Origin of the sequence: Pontibacter deserti, assembly GCF_023630255.1 — a bacterium.
Classification (GTDB): Bacteria; Bacteroidota; Bacteroidia; order Cytophagales; family Hymenobacteraceae; genus Pontibacter; species Pontibacter deserti.
In genome coordinates this window covers 624122-647596 of record NZ_JALPRS010000002.1, presented here as the reverse complement: position 1 = coordinate 647596, position 23475 = coordinate 624122, and the positions used below count along the sequence as shown (strand labels likewise).

The window sequence follows — 23475 nt, the reverse complement described above, 5'->3', positions numbered from 1 at the left end:
TTTTGTTTACCAAACTATAGATTTACCTAAAACACTGAAATGCGTACCTTTGCAGCATAGTTATACTTTTAATTTATACTTTGCCCGATGCCTGCACCATCTGCATCCTTCAAGAAAGCCATAAAACAACTTAGCGATAAGGAAAAGGAAACACTCCTGTTAAAAGCCGTTCGTCGCGATGCCGAACTGTATGATATGTTTTCGTATGAACTGGGAGAGCTTACATTAGAAGATCTGCAGGAAAGAAGCCAGGATGTGATACATGAGCTATTACTGAATGCCACCGGCCGCAGCCTGACAAAAGCACTTGCGAAGGCTTTACGCAAAGCTGTAAAAGAAATTGCCCGGTTTAAGCGCATTACTAAAGACCCGAAAGCCGAGATTGAACTGCATCTGTACACGCTGGATATTATTTTTCGCAACTATACCGGCCAGTTCGATAGCTTTTATAAAGTATTTTATACTTCCACAGCCCGTTTATTACTTAAAACTATACAGCTCATCCGCAAGAACCTACACGAAGACTATCATCTGGAATATAAATCTGACTTGGATAGTTTTTTGGAGCAGATCAGCAACCGGAATAAACCGCTTCCCTTTGCTTTGCCTCAGGAATTTGAGATAGAGTAAGCTTTAATTTTGAATAACCGAACAAGTGAATCATCAAGAAGAATAAACTGAACTTATACCTATTCAAAGTTCAGTTATTTAATCATTCAGGATTTACCTTGGCAAATCACCTACCTGAATCTCTTCCAGGTTAATATCTGATACCTTTTTCAGTTTGCCAGCTTCAAAGGCTTTATCATAATTCTCAATCTGAAAAGGCTTCTCTTCTGAAGTATAGTTAACATAGTCCTGAAAACGGATACCGCCTATTTCTCTGCCATTTACTGCCTCTCGGAAACGGGTGCCTATACTTCCGTCGTCTTCTTTATAGTTGTAAGCCAGGTAATCCATGGTGTGGCGCTGCTGATGAAACCAGTATACATATTCATCTTCGTGGTCTTCGCCTCCACCGTTTTGAGCAAAGGTAACTTTCACTTTATAATATGGCTCCCCCTTCAGAGTTGCCTCTCCCAGGTATTCTTTTCTTACCGCATCATCGTTTAAAAAATATGGCAGCAGCGCAAAGTATATAACCGAGTTTACAGAGTTGCTGAATGCTTTTTTACGTTCCTCGGGCAGGTTCACTTCCACATCATTTATGGTTCGGGTAAAGCCGCTGTTCTGTAGCACATCATACACCCGCTGGCCTGTAGAGTCGGTAAAGGTGCGGCTATATACAAAGGCACCGTTATCGCGCAGTGCTCTGTATTGTTTATCGCGGAGCCTGAAGGAAATCACACCTTCTTTATACTTGTCGCCACCATGAGCAGCAATGGCTTTATCTACAATTTCCTGTGCTGTTGGTTCCTGTTGCTTACACCCAGCAAATACAAGCAGGACAAAAAGTATAGCTACGGAAGTATAAAAAGTGCGCATCAGTTTAAAGTATAGTTCAAGCCAAAGGTAGCAAGTTAAAGTATAGCCTAAAAGAAAACCGCCCCGGCACTACAGAGAGCGCCGGGGCGGAATCAAAACCTTAATTATTTACTGAGATTACTGCTTTGCAGTTACGTTGAAGTTGATTGTAAAATCATCCATAATAGCTTTGTCGCCAAGGCTACCGAAGAATGTTTCAGAACCATACTTTACGTCGTACTGAGCGCGGTTTACAGTAACAGTACCTTTTGCGTTAGCTACACCATTTTTAACAGTGATTGTAGCCGGGAACTGAACAGGCTTAGTAATACCTTTGATAGTTAATAAACCATTTACTTTATAGTTTGGCTTACCAGCAGCAGCTTTTGCAATTGGAGCAAGCGATTTGATTTCAAATGTAGCAGTTGGGAATTTTTCAACGCTGAAGAAATCATCGTTCTTTAAGTGACCTACCAGTTTGCCATTGTATTCAGCATCCTTAATGTCTTCAACTGTGATAGAGTTCATGTCGATCACGAATTTACCGCCAGTCACTTTGTCTTTGTTTACAGTAAGGTTACCGCTCTTTAAGTCGATAGCACCAAAATGCTCACCACCTACTTTTTTACCGTTCCACTTTACTTCGCTCTTATCGATAAGGGCATTGTAAACGCGGCCTTTAGCTGGAGCTGCTACCTCTGTAGTTACTACAGCAGTTTCTGTTTTTGTTGTATTACCAGCATAAGCCGTCATGATCAGGGCGCCGGCAAGTGATGCAAGAATTGCTACTTTTTTCATTTTACTTAAATTTATTCAGGTTATATATTGGTTACTTTTTTAATTAATCTCTGATCTTATCCAGTAATCGGTTCAGTTCAGTTGTTTCCTGTTCTGTCAGGTTCCGAATCCCGGTTTTAGAACCTCCGTCCAGCGTATCCATTTCTTTTAGCAGGGCAAGGCCTTTATCTGTTATCAGCACATCTACTGTGCGGCGGTCGTTAGGGCATTGCTTGCGTGTTACCAGTTCTTTTGCTTCCAGTTTATCTACTATCCGTGAGGCGTTTGATGTCTTGTCCAGCATCCGCTCTATCAGCAGGCTAACTGTTGCCGGTTTTGGGTGCTGTCCGCGTAAAATGCGAAGCACGTTGTACTGCGGCAACGTTACACCAAATGGTTTAAACAAATTGCTCTGCTCCTGCTCCAGCCAGTTAGAAGTATACAACAGGTTGATGTATGCTTTGTGGTACTCGCTTTTAAAGGCGCTTTGCTTTATTTCGTCTTCTATCTTCATCGTGTGCATGAATGATACTGCAAATATATGTACATACATTTAATGTACAAACATATTAACAGTTTTTTTACAGATTGGTTTCAAAAATTCTGAAATTCTTAAGAAAATTTAGCTAGAAAATGGTTGGAGCTATACTTACTTCAGGTATAAAACGCCCTGTTCTTCACGTACCAGCTTAAAAGGCTCGTCTTCTATTATCAAAAAGCCATCCAGGTCAGCAAAGTCGAAAGCAGCACTAAGTTGCATCGCACTCCAGATACCTAAACTGGTTTCTACCATACATCCGATCATGGCCATTAAGCCATGTTTGCGTACCTCCTGCAACAACCGCACCGCATTCAGGTAGCCACCGGCTTTCATCAGTTTTATATTTACTCCATGAAACTCCTGGCGCAGCATGGCAAAGTCAGCATTATCGGTCACAGATTCATCGGCAACTAACGGGATAGGGCTTATTGGCTTAAGATGGGCATAAGCAGCTGCTTCAGTGGCAGGCATGGGCTGCTCTATAAATAGCAGGCGTTGTTTATCTATGGTCTGCAGGAAACGCAACAGTTCATCAGGGTCTTTCCAGCTTTCATTTCCGTCTATCACTACTGGCTTTTCTACTACATCCAGTACTTGTTGCAACAGGTCTGGCCCCTGTTCGCTGTTTACTTTCACCTTCAGGCACGGGAAGCGTTGAAGATTATGCTTAAGTATAAAATCCTTGACTTCACCGGGTTCCATAATTGGCAACGAGAAACAGGTAGCCTGTTGGTGCGGCATGGGCTGGCCCAGCAACTGGTGCACAGCAATCTGTTTAATCTGGCAGAAATAATGCAGGTAAGCAGCTTCTACAGCAAAACGCAACGAGTTTACAGGCGTGTGCTCTGTGAGCAATTGCAACAGATCCTCCATCGACTTTACGCTGGCAAGACCTGCCATCAGCAGCACCTGGTATTGCTGCAGCAGCAAATCAGGTGTCTCTCCGTATCGTATATTAGGAGCAGCTTCGCCAAAACCACTGTAAGTACCATCTGATACCTGGATCAGGAAATTCAGCTTTTCGTCGCTGGCATTACGTGCAATGCGCCAGGTATACTTTAGTTTGAGGTGCAGCGCCTCAATGCGCCAAGTCAGCATAGGAACGTGTAGCGTTAGGTGTGGCTAAATATACTGATTAAGTACAACATAAGATGCACTGATACTGAAGCCTGCATTGCCTTAAAATTATGTTTATACTATAACTGGCTTTGGCATTGCGCCCGATCTGGTTATATTTGCTAAGATTTAATCAGGGTGCTTGCTGCAAACAAGGCAAAAGTTTGTGTTTAGCCCGCTCAACCTACTGCACTCTGCCCTGTGCGTGGTGCTATACTTCACTCTTTTATGAAGAAACTATCTTTTATTCCTATGGCTGCGCTGATAAGCATTACCATTGCAGCTATTATTACTGTTTTGCAGCAGTATAATTTTATTAACCTTCCGGCTGATGTGTTGATGGCAGTACGCTGGGCCTGTATCGGTGTAGTGCTGGTGTATGGCGTCCAGAAAAAATCTCTGACAACCTGGATACTGGTGAGTATGATAGTTGGTGCCGAGATCGGGTACGACTTTCCTGAGTTTGCCACCAACCTGAACGTGCTCAGCAAGGTCTTCCTGAAGCTGATCAAAACGATTATCGCCCCGCTTATTTTTGCTACGCTTGTAGTAGGTATAGCTGGCCACTCTAACCTGAAACAGGTTGGCAGCATGGGCTGGAAGGCCATTGTATATTTCGAGATCGTAACTACACTTGCCTTATTTATCGGTCTGGCCGCCATTAACATCAGCAAAGCCGGTGAAGGTATCAGTCAGAATCTGGCAGAAGTAAACGACGATATTGCCCCGGTAGCAAAGCAAACCGCAGCTGATATTATACTTCACGTTTTCCCGGAGAACATTGCCAAGTCTGTTGCTGAAGGACAAGTATTGCAGATAGTGGTATTTAGTGTGCTGTTTGCGATTGGCCTGGCTATGGTAAGCGAGAAAAAGCGTAAGCCGATGCTCGATTTCTGCGAAAGCCTTTCAGAAACGATGTTCAAGTTCACGAACATCATCATGTACTTCGCGCCGATTGGTGTGGGTGCAGCCATTGCGTATACGGTTGGCCACATGGGGCTTAGTATACTTGTAAACCTGTTCCAGTTGCTGGCTACGCTGTATGTGGCACTTCTGGTATTTGTTCTGGTGGTGTTGCTACCGGTAGCGCTTATCGCACGTGTTCCTGTTGTTCGTTTCCTGAAAGCTATTTCCGGGCCGGTTTCGATCGCGTTTGCGACTACCAGCTCAGAGGCTGCCCTGCCACGTGCCATGGAAGAAATGGAGAAACTTGGTGTGCCTCGTAAGATTGTAGCGTTTGTAATGCCGACTGGCTACAGCTTTAACCTGGATGGTACAACTTTATACTTAGCGCTTGCTTCAGTATTCGTGGCGCAGGCTGCAGGTATTCCGCTTAGCTGGGAACAGCAATTGGTAATGGTGTTCACGCTGATGCTGACAAGTAAAGGTGTGGCCGGTGTTCCAAGAGCTTCGCTGGTTATACTTTTAGGTACGGTTGCTTCTTTCGATTTACCAGTCTGGCCGGTATTTGCCATACTTGGTATAGATGAACTGATGGATATGGCCCGTACATCTATAAACGTAACCGGTAACTGCCTTGCAACTGCTGTAGTAGCACGCTGGGAAGGTGAGCTGAATATTCAGCCTGAAACCGGCATAGCAGCTACAACAAACCCTGAATTGCAGGACGAATTGCCAACTTCTGAAGAAAAGCCTAAAGAGCTGGTGTAAATACAATAAATTCATCAGGCAAAAACCGAAGGTCAGAAAATGGCCTTCGGTTTTTTTATGGCATAGTTTTAGATAATTGATTTTTACTATATAGATGCAACTATATGGTATAAGATTGCATCTACTAAAGCGAGTGTTTATCCTAAAGCTGCAAGGCTTTATGGTTATTGGGAAGGTATCGAATACAGGGTATAATCAGGTATTAACCCTTCGCTGGCTGTTACATTTTCACCTCCCATACCTTAATTTTTAACCTTTACTCTTTCTAAAAAAGATACATCGTTGCAGTTAATCTATTTATCTATGAAGTCATATTTAAGATCTTTTACCTTGCTGATAGGAGCACTATCATTCTTTACCCTTACAAGCTGCGAGCGCGAACCCGAAACTGGCCCCAACGCCGAAGGTATAAACGGTGCCGTAAAAATTTACAATGTGTATGGCGAAGAACAGGATCCTTCGGGTGTAACGGTAACTATTGAGCAAACCGGCAAATCTACTAAAACAGACAGCGAAGGTGCATATGTATTGCCATACCTGGAATCAGGAAGTTATACTCTAGAATTTAATAAAGAAGGGCACCCTACTACTTCTATTGATGTAGAGCACGTGCGCACTAAACACACATCCACAGCGGCACCAATTGCCAGAATGATTGAGCCGTCTTCTTATCATGTCACGCAGGCATCAGTAGTTGTGAATAAAGACCAGTATAACAATTCGTATTATATAGTTTCCGGGAGGCTGAACAAGGCAGTGCCGGCCGGTAAGGAAATACAGGTTAAACTATACCTTGGTAAGGATGAGGCAGTATCTTTAACCAATTATGTACATAGTTTTGGTTACAAGGTAACAGGACAAGATTTCCAGATCAATTACCCATACTTTGCCAGCTTACTTATCGACAATGAAATGAAAAGAGGAGATCGGGTATATATGGTACTGTATACAGATGCTATAGTTGAGGATGCATGTGAGGGAACCTGGCAAAAACCGATCTGTGCAAACAGCACTACCCTGAACAGCTCTAACCCAATTATTTTCAGTGAAGTGATTCCTGCCTTATAGGTTAACTATATTTCAAAAAAACCGCAGGCAAACGTCTGCGGTTTTTTTGTTTATGTCTACCCGTTATTGTGTGATTTTCACTAAAAAATATAGCAATAATGATATGCTTTATTTGCATAAATTATATTTATTACAAAAATTACACAATTATTGAATCACAAAAGAAATATCCCCCTATCATAACCTTACCTATCTATGAAGAAAGTATTTAAAATTATTGGCTATACACTTGTTGGTATCTTAGCCATAGTAGCTGCCGGCGTAATTTACATGCAGTATGCCTTCCCTAACGTAGATGCTGCACCTGCCATTACCATCAAGAAAACACCTGAAATGGTAGTTCGGGGAGAATACCTGGCAAACCACGTTGCTGTGTGTATAGATTGTCACTCCAGCCGCGACTGGTCTTTGTTCGCTGGTCCGCTTAAGCCCGGTACGCATGGCCAGGGCGGCGACCGCTTCGATCAGACAATGGGTTTCCCGGGAGTGTTTTATGCTAAGAATATAACCCCTGATAAAGAGACAGGTATAGGCAGTTGGACCGATGGTGAAATTTACCGGGCTATTACTGCAGGTGTAAACAAAGATGGCGATCCTATTTTCCCGATGATGCCATATAATGCTTATAGCCAGATGAGTGAGCAGGATATATATTCTATAATTGCATACCTGCGTACGCTGAAGCCTATTAAAAACGAAGTACCTAAATCGGACCCTGATTTTCCGTTTAACCTGATCCTGCGTACTTTGCCGGGCGCACCCAATGTTAAAGCAGAACCCGTTCTGAATGATCAGGTATCGAGAGGAAAATACCTGGTAACTGTAGCAGCTTGCGTAGATTGCCACACCCCGCAGGAAAGTGATGAAAAAATGAAATTTGCAGGTGGTGCTGAATTTAATCTGCCTTTCGGAACTATACGCTCTGCCAACATTACTCCTGATAAAGAAACAGGTATAGGATCGTGGACAGAGGATGCATTTGTTAACCGTTTTAAAATGCACCTCGACCCTGAAGTAGCTAACAGAAAATTAGAGCCTACCGACTTTAACTCGATAATGCCATGGAATATGTATGCGGGTATGAAAGAAGAAGACCTGAAAGCTATTTACCAATACCTGCGTACTTTAGAGCCCCAGAAAAACAAGGTAGTTAAATTTACACCGGCCCCTGCCAAATCATAATACGCTTTAAACCTTTGCTTAAAAGAGCCTTCTGTAGCTGCAGAGGGTTCTTTTTTATAGCACTCTTACTTCTTCTGAACTATAATGTAGGTATGGTTCTGCGGAAACTGGTCGAGCTCCAGGTGACGACACTGGCAATTACTTTCCATAATTGCTTTTAAGTTACCGTCTATACCTATGGTGCTATAGTAGAACTGATCGTTGTGCCAGTTGCTCAGGTGCTCACCCGAAGCATCATCACCGAAAGTATAGATCAGGATGCCGTTCTGCGTTAACATATTGCACAGTTTAGCTAAAACAGGAGCGTGCATTTGTAGTGGTAAATGAAAGATGCTGTCCCAGGCAACTATAAGGTCATGCTTTTGGTCAGTTTGCCAAGTGCTGATATCCTGCACCAGGAAATCAACATCCGGATGGTTAGCTCTTGCAAGTTCGATCATCTTTTCAGAAACATCGATGCCTGTAACTTTAAAACCTGCACTTACTAACTCTTTTATAACCCTGCCTCCACTCCCGCAGCCAACATCTAACGCTGATCCACGGTTGCTACTATAACTGATAGCCCTTTTTATCTGGGCAAGCCCGTAATCAGAGTTCAGATGATAGTCGTGCCACCATTTCGCAATTTTATCATACATCTTCCCTGTTTCAGCTGGGTCCATTAGCTTCTTGCTTAAGTGTATGTGAGGTATGGGATTAATAACGAACAGAAGCAATTGCTGATTGCAGGGAGTAGCAACGGTTTGGCTCTGTACGGGATGCTCTTGAAAGCTTATCTGTCAGCAACTATAAACTATAGCTATTCATCAGCCAGCTTCTTAGCGATAAAGCATCCGTAACTATAGTATTGCTTATATTCCTGGTACATCTTTATTTCTTCGTAATGCTCTTCCACCACCTGCTTTGCCACTTCATCGTCGGGGTGCTTTTGCAGGAACTTTGGTATGCGGGCCTCAAGTGGGGTATAATATTTGTCTGTCCAGCAGTTTTCGGGTAACACAAAATGGGCTAAAGGTAGATACCCGTTCTGCTCCAGCACTTTTATTTTATTAGCTACCGTATCAATCTCAGGGTAAGCGGTATTCCAGAAATCCTCTATAGGTTGCGGTCTTTCAGTTGTCAGCCACACCGATTCCGACACTACCAGCAAGCCTTCGGGCTTCAGGAATTTGCGCCAGGCACGGATGCCATTCTCAAAGCCCATGTTGTAGACAGCTCCCTCCGACCAGATCAAGTCAAACCCATTTGCAGAAAAAGGCAGCGCATCCATAGAGCATTGCAGGGTGGTTATCTTATCCTGTAGCCCCTGTTCAGCAGCACGTTGCTCAAGCTTTGCCAACACCTCCGGAAAAATATCCACCGCAGTTATTTGTCCTTCCAGGTGTTTAGCCAGTACCAGCGTAGATGCCCCGGTTCCGCAGCCAATATCAGCAACTTTCAGGGGTTTGGTTAAGTCCAGACCTGTTAGTTGTAGCGCTTGCAGGGTTGTTTCATTGCTGCCCGGGCCTTGCCTGTCGCCGCTCATGTGTAGTTCTACCAGTAACTCCAGTTCTATTTCTGTCATGATATTTACTGTTTATAGTTTGGTATGGTAAACTATAGTTTAACCCTAATTAGCTTAGGCTCAGCAACTTTAAGCTACTAAAAAAGATTGTAACCAGAAAACGGGCGGCTGTTGATTCACTTTATAGTTTAGTATTATTCGTCCAGCGTCCGGATAACTTTGCAGGGGTTACCGGCTGCAAAAACGTCAGCGGGAATATCTTTAGTAACAACACTGCCTGCTCCTATCACGCTTCTATCGCCTATAGTTACTCCGGGACAAATTACCACACTGCCTCCTACCCACACGTCTTCGCCTATAGTTATGGGTTTGGCATATTCCAGCCCGGCTGCTCGTTCTTTATAGTTTAGCGGGTGTGTAGCGGTGTAGATCTGCACATTCGGGCCGAAAAGCGTGCGGCTGCCAATCGTTACTGGCATTACATCCAGTACCACGCAGTTAAAGTTAAAGAAAACCTTCTCGCCAACTATAATATTATAGCCATAGTCGCAGTAAAAAGGTGGTTGCAACCACAGGCCTTCGCCAGCATTAGGTATAAGCTCTTTTATAATGCGGCTTCTTTCTATGGGGTAATCTTCGCGGGAGTCGTTAAGTTGTTTTAGCAGCAGCCTTGCCTGTAATCGCTCTTCTGAAAGTTGTGGATCTAATGGATTGTACAGCTCCCCTGCCAGCATTTTTTGTTTTTCAGTTTGCATGAGAGGTTGTACGATGAATAGAACTATAGTTTATGGATTCAACGCCAGTTACAAATTGGCACCATAGTTAGCCACAAGTTGCGCTGACGCTAAACTTGCAGTATTTTAGAAAAAACTTCAATCACCTTAAGGAGCGGTACGTGAAAAGGGTTGTCCTTCTTTAACAGTTCCCAGAAAACTACCTTTTAAAAAGAAGGAAGCTTTGACAGGAACTATTGCGCCTTCATAAGAATTTCGTCCTTCATAAAATATTTTGCCTGTTATCTTATCTCCTATTTTATAAATTCTTTTGTCAAGTAGAAGAAATTGCCGGTTTACAACAAAGCCGGAATCAATCTCTGACGTAATTACACCATAGGGTGTGGCCAACCACCCATGGATGTATATGGAGCAGTTGTAAACTTCTGGTCTGTTACTTTAACTTGAATACCTCTTTCAGAATTCCTGCTCCTGTAAAAGAACTTTAAGTAAAGCGTATCTTGATAAATGATTGCCTCAAACTGATTCTGCTTTGGGTAAACTACAATATCATTATATTCCTTATTTTCATCTTCTATATAAGGTGCTAAATGAACTATGTCTACATTAGTTATTGAACTGTCAGAACCCTTAAGTGAATCAGGAAACTCATACACAAAGAAGTTATTTTTACTATACTGTGATGCTGAATCTAGCAATTCAAATTCTGTATATTGTTCTGGTTTAATTTTTTGATCTATTGATGTCTCAGTTGTCTTTGGCTCACAGGACATGTTGATGAAAATTAGAACCAATATGAGTATTGAATAGCCTATTCTCATTTTCTCTAATAACACTTGAGTATTCGTCACTTTACAGGTATTTAAGTGGCAATTGGTAAGAGCTACTATAAATATAGAAAATACTATACAAGCCACAAACTATAGCCTGCGGAAAAGAGAAGTCTAAAAACTATAGTTAGATTCTAACCCCTACCCTTCAAATACGCCACCATCAACTCAGCGGCGCGTTCGGCAGTGCGATACTCGCCTATTTTCTCACGCACAAGGGCGTAACCGTCTTTCTGTTTTTTAATGAAGGCTTTGTCGAAGAGGATGCTTTTTAGCTCGGCGGTTACCTGCTTGCCTGTAAAATCATCCTGAATCAGTTCTGTAACTACCTGCTTACCAGCGATCAGGTTTACGAGTGAAATGTAGGGTACTTTGATTACCCACTTACCAATGGTGTAAGATATTTTGCTGGTTTTATAGCACACCACCTGCGGCACATTAAACAGAGCTGTTTCCAGGGTGGCTGTGCCGGATGTAACCAGTGCCGCTACCGAGTGCGAAAGCAGGTCGTAGGTCTGGTCGTATACTATTTTAATGTTCTTGTCTTTGTTGTACTGCTCGTAATACTCCTTACCGAACGTAGACACACCGGCAACTATAAACTGGTAATCGCGGAACGACGGCAGCACGCTCAGCATTACATCGAGCATGTTCTCTATTTCCTGGGCACGACTGCCCGGAAGTATAGCCACAATTGGTTTGGTATTATAAAGCTTGTTCTTCGCCCTGAAATCGGGGTTGGCTACGTGGTCGGTTACCGAATCAGAAACCGGGTTGCCGATATAATCTACCTCGTAATCGAAGCGCTTGTAGAAATCCTTCTCAAACGGCATGATCACGAACATGCGGTCTACTACTTTTTTAATTTTGTGTGCGCGCCCCTGGTTCCAGGCCCAGATCTTCGGGGAGATGTAATAGAAAACCTTTAGCCCGCGTTTTTTGGCAAACCTGGCGATGCGCATGTTAAAACCGGCATAGTCTACCAGTATCACCACATCAGGTTTATAGTTGGCAATATCGGCTTTCGCTTCTTTCAGGTAGCCAAAAATCTTGCGCAGGTTCTTAATTACTTCGGCAAAGCCCATAAAGGCCATATCCTGGTAATGGCGCACCAGATCCATACCGGCTGCCTGCATCATGTCGCCGCCCCAGCCGCTTATCTCCGCTTCCGGGTCTTTCTTCCGAAGCTCTTTTATAAGGTTGGAACCATGCAAATCACCTGATCGCTCGCCAGCTATAATGTAATATTTCATTTGGTATACAAACGTAATGGGCTACCTGAACAGGTATAAGCGCACTGTAAATTAAAAGGGAAAATTATTCTCCGAAGTACTCCACGTAGTTGCGTGGGGTTTCGTAAAGTTTAAGGCTGTGCAGTTTCGCGTTGGATATTTTTTCGATCTGCGGCGCAAGTATGTTCCAGAACTCGATGATCAGGTTCTCGGTGCTGGCCAGTTTGCCTTCCATAAAGGGCACATCCAGGTTCAGGTTCTTGTGGTCTACCTTCTCGATGATGTGCGTACGGATAAGGGTGCTCAGTTTTTTCAGGTCGATCACAAAACCGGTTTCAGGTTCCGGCTTGCCTTTTACGGTCACGATGAGCTCATAATTATGCCCATGCCAGTTGGCATTTGCACACGGCCCGAACACTTCCTTATTCTTCGCCATCGACCAATTCGGGTTGTGCAGCTTGTGGGCTGCATTAAAATGCTCTAATCTGCTAACGTAAATCATCTAACTGCTAAACTTGTAATTTTTTCTGGACAGCAAATATACGAAGAAAGGAACACCAAAGAACGAAGTAATGATTCCAATTGGCAGGCCTGTTGGCGGATAAATTATTCGTGACAAAAGATCGCAGAGCAGCATAAACAAACCACCCACAAAAGCACAGAAAAGCAGGTTGCTCCTGCCGGTTGTGCCCAGCAGCCCGCGCGTTACATGTGGAACAATAAGCCCCACAAACCCAATAGGCCCCGACGTAGCCACTGCAAAGCCGGTAACTATAGAAACAGTGGCCAGTATAGCCCAGCGCGTATGCGACACCTGCACGCCCAGCGCCTGCGCCCTTTCGGAGCCCAGCATCAGTATGTTCAGTTGTTTCTGCAGGAAGGCGAAAAGTATAAGCGCAAGAATAAGCGCCACGGCCGGGTAAGGCAGCAACGTCCAGCTGGCCCGCTCAAAACTCCCCATGCTCCAGAAAATAACCGACTTTAATTTTGATTCAGAGTCTGAGAGAAAAGTTAGCAGACCCACCATAGCTGTGCAAAGCGAGCTAATAGCAATACCAGCCAACAGTAACTGCGCAGGAATCAACTGACGTTTGCGGTAACCAAGTATAACCACCACCAGCGTAACTATAAAAGCGCCCGCCATGGCCAGCATCGGCGGCATGTAAAAACTACCGATAGTTATCTCTATAAACCCAAAGAAAACCAGCACCGCCCCCAATGATGCACCTGAAGCTGTACCAAGCAAGTATGGATCAGCCAGCCCGTTGTTTACCATCGCCTGCATCAAATACCCACAAAAAGCCAGCGCAGCACCAACAACCAAGGCCAGCAGCAAGCGCGGCAAGCGCAGATGCACAATAGCGTAATGAGTTGTATTATCGGGGTTATAATTCAAGAAAGCCTCGGCTATAGTTGCCAGGCCAGATTCGAAAGAACCCACCTGTAACCCCAAAACTATAACTATAGCGATGAGCAGCAGGGCAAGTATAAAGTATAAGCCGCGCATCATGGGTACAGAAATCCTTCCAGCTCTTTAAGCGACTCCACAATTCTCGGTCCCGGCCGCTCTATCAGGTTGCCGGTTGGCGCGTAAATTCTGCCGTCTTTGTATGCTTTTATCTTGCGCAGCTCAGGGTATTGGCTGAAAAAAGTCTGCTCCAGTTTTTCTTTGGTGCCGCCCATCAGCACATCCGGGTTCAGCTTTAAAATATATTCGCGGGTAAGGGCTGGGTAAGGCTGATCAAAGGTTTCCTTCACAGCGTTCTCCGCTCCTAAAATGCGGAGCTTATCAGTTAAAAGCGTGTTTTGCCCATACACATAGATCGGGTCGGTCCAGGTTATAGTTAGCACCTGCAGCTTGCTCTGGCGGTTTTTATACTTTGCTTCCAGCTGCTGCACTTCTTTTCTGAGTGAGTCTGCTAAATGATTAGCTACCTGCTCACGGCCTGTAATGCGACCAATGTCTTCTATCCCTTTTAAAACATCTTCTACAGTTCTGTACTTCTGGTAATACACCGGAATGCCCAATTCCTGCAGTCGGGCGGCATCATCGAGTGGCGTCATGCCTTCGCTGGTAAAGATCAGGTCTGGTTTCAGGGCAAGCACCTGTTCCATATCTACAGGGTAATTGCTAACGATGGGTTTGGTGTAAACACCAGCAGGATAATCGCAATCGGGTGTTCGGGCAATGATGTTGGCGGTATCAACTATAGCAAATAGCATTTCAGCCATTGCCGAAGTAAACCCGAAAACTCTTTTAGGTTGCTTAGGCAGATGTAGTTCCCGACCCAGATTATCGGTTATAGTTATCCCCTGCTTTTGTTCTTCAGGCTTTTGCTGGCAACTAACTATAGTTTGCAGCCCAAGTATAAGGCTCAGGAAGTATAAAGTATAAACTATGGTTTTGTTCTTCATCGGGGCAGGACCTGCTCTGGATATTTTCGTAAATTTACGCAAAATCTAACATAGCCCTAATTCTATGATCGTAGTAACCGGTGCTGCCGGGTTTATTGCCAGTTGCCTGGTAAGCCGATTGAACGCAGCGAACTTTAATGATATCGTGGTGGTGGATAATTTTTCTGTCGCTAAAAAAGAAGATAACCTGAAAGGCAAAAAAATAAAGGAGTTTGTAGACCGCGACACCTTTATAGAATGGCTGGACAAGAACTACGAAGAAGTAGAATTCATCTTCCACCTGGGCGCCCGCACCGATACCACAGAGTTTAACAAAGATGTATTCGACCTGCTGAACCTGAACTACTCCAAAGCCATCTGGAACGCCTGCTGCGAATACCAGATCCCGTTGGTGTATGCATCTTCGGCAGCAACCTATGGTTCTGGCACGTTAGGTTATGATGATGATGAAGCAACTATTCCGTTACTGAAACCGCTGAACCCATACGGTGAGTCGAAGAACGATTTTGATATCTGGGCACTGGAACAAACGGCAAAACCTTTCTTCTGGGCCGGCTTGAAGTTCTTTAACGTGTATGGCCCAAATGAGTACCACAAGGGCAAAATGGCGTCAGTTATTTTCCATGCCTACAACCAGATTAAGGCCCACGGCAGCATGAAGCTCTTCCGCTCGCACCACCCTGATTTTAAGGACGGTGAGCAGATGCGCGATTTCGTGTATGTGAAAGATGTGGTGGAAGTTTGTATGTTCCTGATGCACCACCGCAAAAACTCCGGTATCTATAACTTAGGTTCCGGCCAGGCCCGCACCTTCCTGGATCTTGCCCTGAATACCTTCGATGCCATGGGCGTAACCCCAAACATCGACTTTATGGATACTCCAGAAAACCTGCGCGACAACTACCAGTACTTCACGGAAGCCAACATGAGCAAACTCCGCTCTATAGGCTACGACAAGCCTTTTTATAGTTTAGAAGAAGGTGTGAAAGATTACGTGCAGAATTACCTGATTCCGGGGAAGTATTATTAGGAATTATGAATTATAAATGCTGAATTATGAATTGAAGTTCTTTGTTCAGCAAAACTTCTGAAAAGTGCAAGTATAGTTCAGGTGCTATGCTTGCACTTTTATTTTGAATCTGTAACTTGATGGCTGCTTCAAACTTATACTTATGAAATACATTTTCACACTTGCTATACTTTGCTGCCTGGGCTTTGCCGCAAACGCCCAAACACAAAACCCAACCTATAATAAAGCTCTGGCCGACTCGCTAGGTGCCGACAACTATGGCATGAAACAGTATGTGCTGGTTATACTTAAAACCGGCTCCAACACCACTACCGATAAACAGAAGCTGAATGAGTACTTCCGTGGCCATATGGAGAACATCGGCAGATTGGCGAAAGAAGGAAAGTTAGTAATAGCTGGCCCACTTGGCAAAAACGATAAAGCTTACCGTGGCATTTTTATACTGGATGCTAAAACCGTAGAAGAAGCTCAGAAGTTAGTAGAAACCGACCCTGCCGTTAAAGCCAAAGTTTTTGATGTGGAACTTTACCCTTGGTATGGTTCTGCTGCCCTACCTGTATACTTAGATACGCACAGCAAAATATCGAAGGAGAATCCGTAGGTCTGAACCTGGACTGACTGCTTGACCTCCGAGTGTTGATAAACCTCGGAGCGTCTTTTGGATCAGCCCTTGCTTCGTAGTAAAGACGCTCGTAGGAGCTGCGCGCGCTACGAGGTCTAGAAGAGCACCGACACCTGCGTGCGACCTGTATGCACCGCATTTATACCATTAGCTTTACGACCGTCGTAGTTTAAGGAGATGTTGAGGCCATTGCTCAGGCGTTGCTGCACATTCAGATTCCACGTTATGTTATTGCCAGGCCGAAGTGCGTTTAATATCTCATAACCCACATAAGAATTCTCATCTCCGGTATAGCCGATTTTTACATAACGCAAAGTACCCGTAACAGCGCGTTTGTTTACCTGGCTCAGCTTCGTCTCCAGGCCCAGTTCATGGAAATTAGCTTTCTGTTCACCTTCTGCTGTATTTAGCTCATCCTGGCGATGGGCGAACAGGTAGGTGCCTGTAAAACGTAGTCTTGTGTTGGGTTGATAAGCCAGTTCCGGAGTAAGTTCAGTTGACCGTATTCTGAAGTTCTTAGATTCTAAAAAATTCGATTGGTTCTCCCGCACATTCATGCCTATAGTTAGCTTAGAACTCAGCACTTCGTTCAGATTCATTCTGCCTATCATACTATGGCTGCCCACATTGCGGGTTTCGGTACCATTGGCAAGTAATGATTTCTGCTGGTTCTGCTGAAAAGTATATTCCAAGCCATACTGCGGGTTGCTGCGATTAAAGTATACCGAGTTGCGTAAGGTTCTCGCCATTGAGATCAGGAACTCATCTTCAACATCCTGACTAAAAGGATTAAAACGGTTCTGCAGGTCTTCGTCAGTTGTTTTTTTATCGATGCTGATAAATGTGAGCACAGCAAAACGCGAAGCAAACCCTCTTATACCTGCATCGGTGCGCCAGCTGCGGGGAGCGTTTGTGTTCAGGCGGTACGTAAACTGGTTGGTATAAGCGTTTATGTATTCGTCTGTTGGCAGAAATATCTTAATGTAACGCTGCTGGTCTACCGTCTGGGCTTCCAGGTAATCGTTCAGGTCGTTGGGATTTCCGCCTTCGCGCAGGTAATGTGTACCCTGCCCTGGCAAAGTCTCTCTAAAAATAAAAGTACGCTTGAGTTCGCGGCCAGTGCCTACGGCATAGGTCAGCTCAGACTGGAAACTGCCATCCAGAAAACCTGCATTCCAGTCTAAGCGGTTCTGTACCGTTTCTTCCAGTTTGCCATCCGATAGTTTCAGCTTTCGGTACGTTGCCTGCAGAGCCAGATCGCTTTCTGCACCTATAGGTGTGCTGAGAGCTGCATTATAGGTTTGCCCCACTTCGGGTGTACCAAATTCGCCATTCTTGGTTGGCCGTTGGTCGGTACGATGGCTGTAGTCTATCCTGAAACGGGTGCGGGCCGTGTCGTTACTTTCTACATAAAACAAGTGTTCGTCAAAGTACTGGGCTGAGCCAATTACAGAATCGGTACCTGTACTTGTGATCCTGTTCTTATCGAAGCGGTACAGGTAGCCCGGCGAAAAATTCTTAAATCTATACCTGGCTCCCACATCACCCCGATACCAGTCAGACTTATTGGTACCTTGCTCACTGTTCAGCATAAAAAAATTGTTGCGCAACTCTATTCTTCCGAGCTCCTTTAATAAATCCAGGTAATGCTGCACACCATTCAGCTGGTTTTCGCGGTAACGACGGCTGATGCGGTAACTATAGAGATTCTTTACATCTTTTAAAGCGCCTACCGAAAAATTAAAAATATGATCTTCGGCTTTTTCTTCCAGGTTCTGAAGACTCCAGTCGCGGTCAAATTCTATCGGGCGGTAACGGTCTATCGGCGCAAAGTTCTCGTCGATGTATTCATAGTTTAGCGTGCTGTTCAGTTTATACTTACCAAGTATAGGCAGGTCTTTATTTTCCACCTGGTAACCTACCCGCATCGCTTTTCCATTATCATCGGCAGCATCAAGAGGAGAAAAACGGTTTAGGTCGTTTTGCGATGCAGCACCTTCCATAAAAACCTTTATTCCTTTCTGTAGCTCATAGCCAGCTCCCATTGTTATCAGCTGCTTTTTACGGGGCGTTGGCACAATGCGCACCGGCAGGTAATTACCCTGGCGCACCCCATTTACAGGAGCCACCCATCGGTATACCCTTCCGTTTACAGTTGTATTTGCTACTACATAATCGCCGCGTCCCTGCCCTACTTCAGAGAAACGCACATTATAATAAGCAGAATCCGGATTGGTAGAGTATACATAAATCTCTGCCGGGAAACCATTAACTATAGTATCACGGCGGGCATACAAAACCTGGTTCGGATCAAAGACCACGCTATCCGCACCCGGAATAACAGCCTGCTCCAAGTCATCGCCTATACTTGCCAGTAGTTCCTTATCCTCATCGCTCAGGTCCAGGTTCAGCAGGTTATTCGGGTTATCCTGTTCGTTGTAGTAGTTACCGTAAATACTGAGTTTGTTCAGTTGCTGATAATGGCTCAGGTTGTAAATGCCGCGGCTATAGTTCTGGTCAGAGTACTCGAAGTCTACTTTAATGCGGGAGTTTTTAGTGATGATATGTCGGGTGGTAAACGTGATCTCCGCCTGATTATAGTCTATAGTATAATCGTAATCATAGCCGCGTACCAGTAGTTTGCCGTCCAGAAAAACCCGCTCTGAGTTTGCCAGCACAATAATAAAACGCTCGTTGTTCGGCCCTACCAGGCGGTACGGCCCCAAAACACCTTCCAGCGGCTGAATTTCCTGCGATGCAAACTTTCCTTTAGAGGCTGATGCTGCCACCGAAGTTATACCTTGTCGTTCCGGCGTTTTGCCTATAGTTGTTTCGAAGGCTGCACCTTGTACATTTTTATAGAACTGCAGAAAGTATGATGGCTTGTTCCGCAGTACCACATCGCCAGCCGTAAGCTGCCATAGCCTGTGTTTTAAGGTAATGTATACTTTATCAAACTCCTGCAACTGCTGTGTATTTCCTTCCGGCTGAAACGGGATGTTCTGGTCTGTGATGGCAGCGGTTATACTTATTTCATCGGTTAATTTACCATCGAGCTGCAGGTTAAGAGCAGAGTTAACAAACACATTTTGTGTATTACCAAACGAAATCCCACGACTTATACTTCCGGTTTTGTTCAGTCCGGGTGTCCTGAATATCTCTTCACGTTGGGTAATGTCTTCCTGGTAAAAGCCTTTGTTAAAAGAGCTCATGTCCAGTTTGTTAATATCCCTTCTGAAAGCTGGTTTAGTCAGGTTTAGAGGCAATATACGATAGCAGATCAATACCGAATCCGGCACAGCTTGCATCGTACCAAGTGTATCTATGGCTACAGAATCCGGGGCAGGAAAGCTGGTAAACGTAAACTCGTTGCGGCTATAGTTGTAATCAAATTGGTACTGGTCTTTTTCAGGCCCGAAGAACTCTATGGTAGAGGGCAGCACCGTCATGGAGTCCAGCATGATAGGCTCGGTTGTAACCCGTAACCACTGGCAGCGCCTGTTGCTCAGGGGCGTTTGGGCCAGCACAGGCAGGCAAATAAAGAAAAGTAGTACGCTAAGTATAAGCTTTTGCCTATGCATGGTTAGCCAGCGGTAATGTAATCTTAAAGGTAGTTCCTTTACCGTTTTCGGTCTCAAACCATATTTTACCACCTGCATTTTCGATACCGCGCTTGGCCACTGCCAGCCCTATACCTGAACCTGTATACTTGGTACTGAAGTTAGGTACAAAAACTTTATGCCGTATCTCTTCCGGTATGCCGCTGCCGTTATCCTTTATATTGATGTGTACCAGCTCCGAATTGCGGTGCAGCTCTACTTTAATGTGCGGTTTCCGGGTAGTAGGCACAGCCTGTATCGCATTTAGCAGCAGGTTGTTAAACGTACGCACCAGCAAACTTTCATCGGCCATCACCATTACTTCCTCAGCCGGAATGTTCGTGGTAATATTTGCGGAAGCAGGGTCGTTGTGCAGGTCAGCCGCTTTACGCAGTGCAGCAGCTACATCTACCAATTCCGCTTTTGGCTCCGGCATTGATGTAAAACTGGAGAACGATGTAGCGATATCACTCAGGATATTGATCTGTGTAATCAGTGTCTGTGAGATCTTACTGATGAGCTGCTCGGTGTTTGGTCTGTTCTCAGAGATCGCCTTCTGCAGGTATTGCAACGAGAGCTTCATCGGTGTTAACGGGTTCTTGATCTCGTGCGCTACCTGTCGCGCCATTTCGCGCCATGCGGCTTCTTTTTCCTGTATAGCCAAATCCTGCTTGTTCTGCTCCAGCGTTAAAAGCATTCTGTTGTACTCATTCACCAGCATACCAATCTCATCGGCCCCCTCATACGCCAGCATTTCGTTTTTCCCAGTCAACGAAGTACGTTTCAGTTTATCGGCAAGCAATCGTAACGGCACAGTAAGTGCACGCGATGCAAAGAAGGTAAGCAACATGAACATGATGAACATCACGGTAAAAATGTTCATCGTGGTTGTAATCAGCTCGATCAGTTTCAGGTCCAGCTGTTTTTCAGAGTCAAAGAACGGTATGCCTACAAAACCTGATAAGGATGACGGATCGTTATTAACGCGCAAGGGAAGGTATACGGCATTAAAGGTCAGGTTTCCGGCTTTCTCTTCAACTAAAACGCGAAGTGCCTGATGTTCCGAAATGGCTGCATACGCCTGCGGATTCACGAGCTTAGACAATAAGCCAGCTTCAAATATCAGGGGCTGACTTGTAATCAGCAAGCGTCCGTTGCGGTCGTATAAGTTAATATCGGTCTCGGAGATTGCCGCCAGCTCTGTAATCCGGGTTTGCAGTTCGTTCTTACTTGCCACATTACCTAAGCTAAGCAGCGAACTCAGCGTTTCCTGTACTACCCTGCCGCGTTGCTCATAGGTAGTCATCAGATCTCTTTTATAGGATGCTGTAACCAAACTGGCAGTAGTTATACTTACCAGTAACAACGGCAACAGTATACCGAAATTTAAAAATACCTGAATCTTGGTACTAAAGTTTGGCCGGAACTCCTGCAGGTAATTTCGTCGGAAGAACAGGATCAGAAGGCCAAGCAATATAAACCCAGCCATAAATACCAGGAACAGGTATGAGAAGTTTGATAGTATCTCTTTAGCGCTATACTTTTCAGTAGTAACTACCAGTACTCTATTCTTGCCTTCTTTAACTCCAAAATGGTGGTAATCTCCCTGGTTATGACCGTCTCTGTAAAATTCTGAGTGCCCAATGTGCGCCGGATCAAGATCCGATGCATAATCGTATTCTCCTTCACTAAAGCTTAGGTTTCTATCATCGTAAATAGCGTAGCTGAGCAGGTCCATCCGGAAAGGCTGGTTATGCTGCTGATCGCTCAACAACTCTGGCACTAAACTATGCGGAAGCAATTTCTGTAAGTTTAATTGCAGCACAATGGTACCTTTCTGCTGATACCCCAGCGGCACTTCGATCAGTTTTAAGTATAAGCGGGAATTATACCTGGCCGGATCCTGAATCAGAAATAGGTTCTTACGCTCTGTTCTGTTTTCCGGGGTGTCATACTTTTGCAGTAATTCCTGTAGTGTAGCTGCCGTTGTATCAGCGCTCTCCAGTGATCTCCCCTGGCTATCGAACAGCAATACATTGGTTTCATACTTATCAAAGTATTCTCTTAAGTACTGCTTTGTAATCTTACGTTTAATGAATGAGGCATCTACATATGGCCCCAGCATTTTAGATCTGATCAGCTCATCTGCAGCAATCTGGGAGGCCACTTCATCCAGAAAATACTCCCCGACCACATCGTTACCCTGCATTATACCGGAAGCAAAGGCCTGCTTATATTGCCTTACCTCGCTTTGGTAATGTCTGAAAAGCGCAAAGGCACCAATCAGTGCGCTCATCATGATAACTAGGAATATAAACAGGTAACTGCGGTAAGCTGCACTAACTATATTTTTATGCTGTGCCGATAAGATAATTATGAACCAGAAAAGGGTTCCGACAATCATTACCGTCCAGAACTTCAGGTTTGCCAGTACTGCTATCAACAATAGTGTTAACCCGATAAGCAGCAGCAGCCTGTATGCCCAGTACTTCTTTTCTTTGTATATGAGTACAATAAAGGTTGTAGCCAGCATATACGTAAAACCACATAGAGCCAGCGTATGCAGCAGCATGATGGAATAAAGTATAACCTTATACTTCGTAAACTCCATCGAGTGGTTAATGTCCAGTATTAGTGGGGAGTTATGGTAAATGCCATAATAGAACCTGAACAGCACGATCAGCAGCATGTATAAAGAAAGTATACAACAAACTGCAACTATCCGGCTTTGTTTTCTCGGTAACAGTTTCAGTTGCGCCTGCATATCATACCTGCTGTACAAGTATAAACCAGCCACTGACACTAACAACAGCAACAACATATTCAGACCAAGATCGCCGAGAGACGGTGACCAGCGCGAAGCCGCATATAATTTCGGATCAAATAATTCTATGTCGGCAATGGCAAAAGGCAGGTTTAAGAGCAGCAACATAATGCGCAGCACGATCATTAATACCAGTAGTGTAATAACACCCCTGCCATAGTTTCTGCGCCTGATCTCCTGAACACAGTAAGCAATTGCAGCTGCTATATAAAGTGCTAACCCCGACAGCAGCAGGATAAGCTGTATTATCTGCCGGCTTTCATCCACTTCAGGCTGTGTGAGATTCACAGAATAAAGGTATTCACCATCAGGCGATTTTATCTGCGGCAGTTTAGATCTTTCATCCAGTACTATACTAGTTAGTGGCTCCGCAAATATTTCTTTTGAAAGCGTTTTATTTAAGTATTCATTCCTGATCCGGTAATCAATTTCCAGCGGAATGTATACATAGATCTGGTAGCCACGTGCCTGGTGCGGAACAACTATAAGAGAACCATACTCACTACTAACAATGCCTACCTTTTTTGCTTCCGGTATCATATCCAGATCAGTATTCACCGAATGGTCGGACCAGAATAGAAGGTTGTTATTTTTATATACCAGTGTAGGATACTCTGCTTTAGATAATAAAGAAGAGAAAGAAATTGTTTTAGAGCCTATGCTCTGGCCTATAGTTACAGCCTGTATTTTTGCTCTGGAGATGCAATCATTTGTACGAGTCTGAATAGCACTTATTTCTTTATCCTCATCAGTAAATGCAACCGGGATTGCAATAAAATTAAAATGGACCGCCGCTGTAGCTATAAAACATAGCAACGACAGAGTAAATAGTATAAAGGGAGTTGCCTTCTGATTCAAGTTTTAAC

The 23475-nt window shown here is 44.4% G+C and carries 20 protein-coding genes; 6 read left to right on the top strand and 14 right to left on the bottom strand.

Annotated features, from left to right (window positions below):
- Positions 1 to 87 precede the first annotated feature (87 nt).
- Complete coding sequence (locus MJ612_RS14815; RefSeq protein ID WP_187030870.1) at positions 88 to 630, top strand: hypothetical protein; 543 nt, start codon at positions 88 to 90, stop codon at positions 628 to 630.
- Positions 631 to 723: 93 nt separating this feature from the next.
- Here the strand turns inward: MJ612_RS14815 and MJ612_RS14810 are convergent, their stop codons facing one another.
- The 4 genes from MJ612_RS14810 to MJ612_RS14795 form a co-directional block, all read right to left on the bottom strand.
- Positions 724 to 1485 (bottom strand): DUF6503 family protein, encoded by a 762-nt coding sequence (locus MJ612_RS14810; protein WP_187030872.1) that lies wholly within the window; start codon positions 1483 to 1485, stop codon positions 724 to 726.
- Between the two features lie 117 nt (positions 1486 to 1602).
- Positions 1603 to 2262, bottom strand: a complete 660-nt coding sequence (locus MJ612_RS14805) for a YceI family protein (RefSeq protein ID WP_187030874.1) — start codon at positions 2260 to 2262, stop codon at positions 1603 to 1605.
- 43 nt (positions 2263 to 2305) lie between these two features.
- A complete protein-coding gene (locus tag MJ612_RS14800) occupies positions 2306 to 2764 on the bottom strand; it encodes a MarR family winged helix-turn-helix transcriptional regulator (RefSeq protein ID WP_317233057.1) in 459 nt (152 codons plus the stop codon).
- A gap of 126 nt (positions 2765 to 2890) precedes the next feature.
- Positions 2891 to 3880: an enolase C-terminal domain-like protein gene (locus MJ612_RS14795; protein ID WP_187030876.1), complete on the bottom strand. Its 990-nt coding sequence runs from the start codon at positions 3878 to 3880 to the stop codon at positions 2891 to 2893.
- Positions 3881 to 4126: 246 nt separating this feature from the next.
- Here MJ612_RS14795 and MJ612_RS14790 point away from each other — a divergent pair, with 246 nt between their 5' ends.
- The 3 genes from MJ612_RS14790 (at position 4127) to MJ612_RS14780 (ending at position 7819) form a co-directional block, all read left to right on the top strand.
- The gene (locus MJ612_RS14790) at positions 4127 to 5569 is read left to right on the top strand and encodes a dicarboxylate/amino acid:cation symporter (protein ID WP_187030879.1); all 1443 of its coding nucleotides are present in this window, start codon (positions 4127 to 4129) and stop codon (positions 5567 to 5569) included.
- A gap of 303 nt (positions 5570 to 5872) precedes the next feature.
- Positions 5873 to 6637, top strand: a complete 765-nt coding sequence (locus tag MJ612_RS14785; RefSeq protein WP_187030880.1) for a carboxypeptidase-like regulatory domain-containing protein — start codon at positions 5873 to 5875, stop codon at positions 6635 to 6637.
- A 195-nt stretch (positions 6638 to 6832) separates the two neighbouring features.
- Positions 6833 to 7819, top strand: a complete 987-nt coding sequence (locus tag MJ612_RS14780) for a c-type cytochrome (protein WP_187030882.1) — start codon at positions 6833 to 6835, stop codon at positions 7817 to 7819.
- 65 nt (positions 7820 to 7884) lie between these two features.
- Here the strand turns inward: MJ612_RS14780 and MJ612_RS14775 are convergent, their stop codons facing one another.
- The 8 genes from MJ612_RS14775 to MJ612_RS14740 form a co-directional block, all read right to left on the bottom strand.
- Complete coding sequence (locus tag MJ612_RS14775; RefSeq protein WP_187030884.1) at positions 7885 to 8481, bottom strand: class I SAM-dependent methyltransferase; 597 nt, start codon at positions 8479 to 8481, stop codon at positions 7885 to 7887.
- A 137-nt stretch (positions 8482 to 8618) separates the two neighbouring features.
- Positions 8619 to 9383 (bottom strand): class I SAM-dependent methyltransferase, encoded by a 765-nt coding sequence (locus MJ612_RS14770; RefSeq protein ID WP_187030886.1) that lies wholly within the window; start codon positions 9381 to 9383, stop codon positions 8619 to 8621.
- 134 nt (positions 9384 to 9517) lie between these two features.
- Positions 9518 to 10078: a sugar O-acetyltransferase gene (locus tag MJ612_RS14765; RefSeq protein ID WP_187030888.1), complete on the bottom strand. Its 561-nt coding sequence runs from the start codon at positions 10076 to 10078 to the stop codon at positions 9518 to 9520.
- 347 nt (positions 10079 to 10425) lie between these two features.
- A complete protein-coding gene (locus tag MJ612_RS14760; RefSeq protein ID WP_187030890.1) occupies positions 10426 to 10878 on the bottom strand; it encodes a hypothetical protein in 453 nt (150 codons plus the stop codon).
- A 143-nt stretch (positions 10879 to 11021) separates the two neighbouring features.
- Positions 11022 to 12140, bottom strand: coding sequence for a lipid-A-disaccharide synthase (lpxB, locus tag MJ612_RS14755; RefSeq protein WP_187030891.1), 1119 nt, complete (start codon positions 12138 to 12140; stop codon positions 11022 to 11024).
- A gap of 64 nt (positions 12141 to 12204) precedes the next feature.
- Positions 12205 to 12621 carry a 6-pyruvoyl trahydropterin synthase family protein gene (locus MJ612_RS14750; RefSeq protein ID WP_187030893.1) on the bottom strand — a complete coding sequence of 139 codons (417 nt, stop codon included), beginning with the start codon at positions 12619 to 12621 and terminating at the stop codon, positions 12205 to 12207.
- Complete coding sequence (locus tag MJ612_RS14745) at positions 12622 to 13629, bottom strand: FecCD family ABC transporter permease (protein WP_187030895.1); 1008 nt, start codon at positions 13627 to 13629, stop codon at positions 12622 to 12624.
- Positions 13626 to 14576 (bottom strand): ABC transporter substrate-binding protein, encoded by a 951-nt coding sequence (locus tag MJ612_RS14740; RefSeq protein ID WP_250419202.1) that lies wholly within the window; start codon positions 14574 to 14576, stop codon positions 13626 to 13628. Before MJ612_RS14740 ends, MJ612_RS14745 begins: the two co-directional genes overlap by 4 nt.
- 22 nt (positions 14577 to 14598) lie before the next feature.
- Between MJ612_RS14740 and rfaD the strand changes: the two genes are divergently transcribed.
- Together rfaD and MJ612_RS14730 are read left to right on the top strand one after the other, a co-directional pair.
- On the top strand, positions 14599 to 15564 hold the full coding sequence (gene rfaD / locus MJ612_RS14735; RefSeq protein WP_187030897.1) for an ADP-glyceromanno-heptose 6-epimerase: 966 nt from the start codon (positions 14599 to 14601) through the stop codon (positions 15562 to 15564).
- A 142-nt stretch (positions 15565 to 15706) separates the two neighbouring features.
- Complete coding sequence (locus tag MJ612_RS14730; protein WP_187030899.1) at positions 15707 to 16165, top strand: YciI family protein; 459 nt, start codon at positions 15707 to 15709, stop codon at positions 16163 to 16165.
- Positions 16166 to 16281: 116 nt separating this feature from the next.
- Here MJ612_RS14730 and MJ612_RS14725 read toward each other — a convergent pair whose 3' ends face one another.
- On the bottom strand, positions 16282 to 19767 hold the full coding sequence (locus MJ612_RS14725) for a hypothetical protein (RefSeq protein WP_187030901.1): 3486 nt from the start codon (positions 19765 to 19767) through the stop codon (positions 16282 to 16284).
- On the bottom strand, positions 19760 to 23467 hold the full coding sequence (locus tag MJ612_RS14720; protein ID WP_250419201.1) for a sensor histidine kinase: 3708 nt from the start codon (positions 23465 to 23467) through the stop codon (positions 19760 to 19762). The genes MJ612_RS14725 and MJ612_RS14720 overlap by 8 nt, the downstream gene beginning before the upstream one ends.
- Positions 23468 to 23475: the final 8 nt, after the last annotated feature.